This window comes from Streptomyces sp. NPDC044002, assembly GCF_056434525.1.
Map to the genome: position 1 here is coordinate 83,905 of NZ_JBWKEZ010000034.1, position 4,745 is coordinate 88,649.

Here is a 4,745-nt window from a genome sequence, read left to right on the forward strand (position 1 = left end):
ACAACAGAACCACACCCCAGGGGCCCCCCACGGGGGGGGGGGGGGGGGGGGGGGTGGGCCCCCCCCCCCCCCCCCCCCCCCCCCCCCCGCCCCCGGTCGCGCATTTGACTCCACAGTCAACCGCGAGGAAGCCAAGCCATGACCGTGCACTCCCAGGGAGCGACGACCAGCGCTCCACAGGACGCACCACACAAGTCCGCCGGACGGCCGCCGCAGGCACCCACCGCCAAGACCGGCCCCAGTGATACGTCTCCTCGCGGGGGCAGGAAGTCGCTCCCCTCGGGGTGGCTGCCCTACCTGCTGGTCCTGCCCGCCGTGGCCAGCCTCGCGCTCCTGCTGCTGTACCCGCTGATCAAGAACGTGATCCTGTCCTTCCAGGACATCAACAAGATCGAGTTCATCCAGCGGAAGTACCCCTTCGCGGGACTCGACAACTACACCCAGCTGCTCGGCGACTCGAACTTCTGGACCGTCGTCGTCCGCAGCTTCGCCTTCACCTTCGCCAACGTCGTGCTGATCATGGCGATCGGCAGCCTCATCGGCATCCTGCTCAACCGCCTCGGCAAGTGGATGCGCCTGGTCCTGTCCATGGCCCTGGTGATGGCCTGGGCCATGCCGATCGTCGCCTCCGTCCAGGTCTTCTACTGGCTGTTCGACGAGCAGTTCGGCGTCATGAACTGGGTGATGCGCAGCCTCGGCTTCTCCGGCTACGAGCAGCACAACTGGTTCGAGACCGGCCTGTCCACCCTGACGATCATCACGCTCCTGGTCGTCTGGGGCTCCATCCCCTTCGTCGCGCTCAACATGTACGCCGGCCTCACCACCGTCGGCGCCGAGCTGTACGAGGCCGCCCGCATGGACGGCGCCAACGGCTGGCAGACCTTCTGGAAGGTCGTCTTCCCCAACCTCCGGCCCTTCTTCATGGTCACGACCTTCCTCGAGGTCATCTGGGTCTTCAAGGCCTTCACCCAGGTCTACGCGATGAACAAGGGCGGCCCGGACCGCGCCTCCGAGATCCTCCCGGTCTTCGCCTACGTCGAGGGCCAGAGCCAGGCCCACTACGGCCTCGCCGCCGCGATCTCCGTCCTGACGATCGTGATCCTGCTGGTCGTCATGTCCTTCTACTTCCGCCTGATCCTGAAGCAGGAGGAGGAGCAGTGAGCACCACCACCGCCCAGAACAAGCCCGCACAGCAGCTGCGCACCCGCAAGCCGCTGCGCCCCGCGACCGTCGCCAAGAACGTGGGCGCGGTGCTGCTGGCCCTGGTCTTCGTCTTCCCGGTCTACTGGATGTTCTCCTCGGCCCTCAAGCCGAACAGCGAGATCCTCACCAAGGACCCGGTCTTCGTCTTCACCCCGACGCTGGACAACTTCTCCAAGGCCACCGGCGTCGCCAACTTCTGGACGTACGTCACCAACAGCCTCGTGGTCACCGTGGGCGCCGTCCTGCTGGCCCTGCTGGTCGCCCTCGCCGCGAGCTTCGCGATCGCCCGCATGAAGTTCAAGGGCCGCAAGGGCCTCGTCCTCGGCGTGATGATGGCCCAGATGGCCCCCTGGGAGGTCATGGTCATCGCGATGTACATGATCATGCGCGACGCCGAGATGCTGAACAGCCTCGCCGTCCTCACCGCGATCTACTTCGCGATGGTCCTCCCCTTCACCATCTGGACCCTGCGCGGCTTCATCGCCGCCGTCCCGGTGACCCTGGAGGAGGCCGCCCAGATCGACGGCTGCACCCGCGGCCAGGCCTTCCGCAAGGTGATCTTCCCCCTGCTGGCCCCCGGTCTGATGTCCACCTCGCTCTTCGGCTTCATCACCGCCTGGAACGAGTTCGCGATGGTCCTGATCCTCAACAAGGAGAAGACCGCCCAGACCCTGCCCCTGTGGCTGACCCAGTTCAAGACCGCCTTCGGCAACGACTGGGGCGCCACCATGGCCGCGTCCTCGATCTTCGCGATCCCCGTCCTGGTGATCTTCATCTTCCTCCAGCGCAAGGCCGTCGGCGGCATGACCTCCGGCGCCGTGAAGGGATAACGGACCATGACGATCCTTGCGCACCGCGTCGACAGCCTCACCCGCGACGCCCTCGCGGTCCTCCAGCCCGGCTTCGAGGGCACCACCGCCCCCGCCTGGCTGCTGCGCCAGGTCGGCGAAGGCCTCACCGCCGTCGGCCTGTTCGGCCGCAACATCGCCTCGCCCGAGCAGCTCGCCGCGCTCACCGCGCAGCTGCGGGAGGTCCGGGAGGACGTACTCGTCGCCATCGACGAGGAGGGCGGCGACGTCACCCGCCTTGAGGTCCGCGGAGGCTCGTCCTTCCCCGGCAACCTCGCCCTCGGCGCCGTCGACGACACCGCCCTGACCCGCGAGGTCGCCCGCGAGCTGGGCCGCCGCCTCGCCGAGTGCGGGGTCAACCTCAACTGGGCCCCGTCCGCGGACGTCAACTCCAACCCCGACAACCCGGTCATCGGCGTCCGCTCCTTCGGCGCCGACACCGCGCTCGCCGCCCGGCACACCGCCGCCTACGTCGAGGGCCTCCAGGCCGCCGGCGTCGCCGCCTGCACCAAGCACTTCCCGGGCCACGGCGACACCAACGTCGACTCGCACCACGCCCTGCCCCGCATCGACGTCGGCCTGGACACCCTCCAGGCCCGCGAGCTGATCCCGTTCAAGGCGGCCATCGAGGCCGGCACCAAGGCCGTGATGAGCGCCCACATCCTGGTGCCCGCCCTCGACCCGACCCGCCCCGCCACCCTCAGCCCGCAGATCCTCACCGGCCTGCTGCGCAAGGAGCTGGGCTACGAGGGCCTCATCGTCACCGACGGCATGGAGATGAACGCCATCGCCGGGACGTACGGCATCGAACGCGGCTCGGTGCTCGCCATCGCCGCCGGCGCCGACGCCATCTGCGTCGGCGGGGGCCTCGCCGACGAGGCGACCGTGCTGCGGCTGCGCGACGCGCTGGTCGCCGCCGTACGCGAGGGCGTGCTCCCGGAGGAGCGGCTCGCCGACGCCGCGGCCCGGGTCCGCGCCCTCGCCGACTGGACCCTCCGGTCCCGCCCGGACGCGCCGCGGGAGGGGAGCGGCGCGTCCGGCATCGGCCTGACGGCGGCCCGCCGCGCGGTCGTCGTGTCGGGCACGGCGGCCCCGGTCGCCGAGCCGTACGTCGCCACCCTGGCGCCCGTCGCGAACATCGCGGTGGGCGACGAGACCCCGTGGGGGGTCGCCGCGGAGCTGGCCGAGCTGCTCCCGGGGACCGGCTCGGGCGTCTACCCCGAGGGTTCCGCCGCCGCCGACGTGCTGGCGGCCGCGGGGGACCGCACCGTCGTGGCCGTGGTCCGCGACGCCCACCGGCACCCGTGGATGACGGAGGTCCTCGACGCCCTGGTCGCGGCCAGGCCGGACACCGTGGTCGTGGAGATGGGCCTGCCGCGCGCCGAGCCGCGCGGGGCGCTGTACGTCGCCACGCACGGCGCCGCCCGCGTCTGCGGCCGGGCCGCGGCCGAGGTCATCGCCGGCCGCGCCTGAGACCGGACCGTGCCCGAGGCCGGCCGCGCCCGGGACACGAGAAGGCCGGGCCCCCGTGGAGGGGGGCCCGGCCTTCTCGCATGCCCGGGGGCCGGGGTTACAGACCCTGCCAGGACGGCTTGGCGGCGTAGGTCTGGCGGAAGTAGTCGGCCAGCTTCAGCTTGGAGGCGGCCGCCTCGTCGACGACGACGGTCGCGTGCCGGTGCAGCTGCAGCGCCGAGGCCGGGACCAGCGCGGACAGCGGGCCCTCGACGGTCTGGGCGACGGCCTCGGCCTTGCCCTCGCCGGTGGCCAGCAGGACCAGGTGGCGGGCGTCGAGGATGGTGCCTATGCCCTGGGTGATGACGTGGTGCGGCACCTGGTCGATGTCGTCGTCGAAGAAGCGCGCGTTGTCCACGCGGGTCTGCTCCGTCAGCGTCTTGATGCGGGTGCGGGAGGCCAGCGAGGAGCAGGGCTCGTTGAAGCCGATGTGCCCGTCGGTGCCGATGCCCAGCAGCTGGAGGTCCACGCCGCCGGCCGCGGCGAGGGCCTCGTCGTACGCCTCGCAGGCGGCCTGGACGTCCTCGGCGGAGCCGTCGGGGCCCATGAAGGAGGCCTCGGTCAGGCCGAGGGGCTCGACGACCTCGCGGAGCACCACCGCGCGGTAGGACTCCGGGTGCCCCGCCGGCAGGCCGACGTACTCGTCGAGCTGGCAGATCCGGGCCGCGGAGGCGTCGACCTCGCCGGCCTTGACCTTCGCCGCGAGGGCTTCGTAGATGGGCAGCGGGGTAGAGCCGGTCGCCACGCCGAGCAGGGCGTCGGGCTTGCGGCGGACCAGGGCGGCCATGGCCTCCGCGATGAGCTCGCCGCCTGCCTTGGCGTCCGGGACGATGACAACTTCCACGCTGGGCCTGCCGATCTGAGTGGTGTGCGGGGTTGTGGTATAGACCAATCTAGCAGAGCGGGCCCGCCCGCGGCGGGCCTCCGGCACATCCATCGTCCCGCCGTTGGCCCCTGCCCGCCGGTCGTGCCGGTGCCGCTGCGCGGGGCCGTCCCCTACCCGCCCTTCCACCGTTCCCCGGGCGCTGCCCGGACCCGCGCCTCAAGCGCCGGCGGGGCTGGAAGGGCCCGGGGCTGCGCCCCGGACCCCGGTGCGCTCAAACGCCGCGCGGGCTGGATTTCGCGCAGCGAAATTCCAGCCCCGCCGGCGTTTGAGGCGCGGGGGTCTGGGGGCGGAGCCCC

4 protein-coding genes are annotated in these 4,745 nt (G+C 71.7%); 3 read left to right on the plus strand and 1 reads right to left on the minus strand.

What is annotated here, in order from left to right; genetic code table 11:
- Positions 1-138 precede the first annotated feature (138 nt).
- The 3 genes from AC07A6_RS24330 to AC07A6_RS24340 are packed head-to-tail and all read left to right on the plus strand — an operon-like array spanning position 139 to position 3,524.
- Positions 139-1,161 (plus strand): carbohydrate ABC transporter permease, encoded by a 1,023-nt coding sequence (locus AC07A6_RS24330; protein ID WP_362465974.1) that lies wholly within the window; start codon positions 139-141, stop codon positions 1,159-1,161.
- Positions 1,162-1,196: 35 nt separating this feature from the next.
- Positions 1,197-2,033 (plus strand): carbohydrate ABC transporter permease, encoded by an 837-nt coding sequence (locus AC07A6_RS24335; RefSeq protein WP_362465998.1) that lies wholly within the window; start codon positions 1,197-1,199, stop codon positions 2,031-2,033.
- Positions 2,034-2,039: 6 nt separating this feature from the next.
- The gene (locus AC07A6_RS24340) at positions 2,040-3,524 is read left to right on the plus strand and encodes a glycoside hydrolase family 3 protein (RefSeq protein WP_478778488.1); all 1,485 of its coding nucleotides are present in this window, start codon (positions 2,040-2,042) and stop codon (positions 3,522-3,524) included.
- A 97-nt stretch (positions 3,525-3,621) separates the two neighbouring features.
- Here AC07A6_RS24340 and nagB read toward each other — a convergent pair whose 3' ends face one another.
- Positions 3,622-4,407, minus strand: a complete 786-nt coding sequence (gene nagB, locus AC07A6_RS24345; RefSeq protein WP_478778489.1) for a glucosamine-6-phosphate deaminase — start codon at positions 4,405-4,407, stop codon at positions 3,622-3,624.
- Positions 4,408-4,745: the final 338 nt, after the last annotated feature.

What these genes read in the sequence shown, in the direction of transcription:
- AC07A6_RS24330 (WP_362465974.1), top strand. Translation starts at nt 139, where the DNA reads ATGACCGTGCACTCCCAGGGAGCGACGACCAGCGCTCCACAGGACGCA.
- AC07A6_RS24340 (WP_478778488.1), top strand. Translation starts at nt 2,040, where the DNA reads ATGACGATCCTTGCGCACCGCGTCGACAGCCTCACCCGCGACGCCCTC.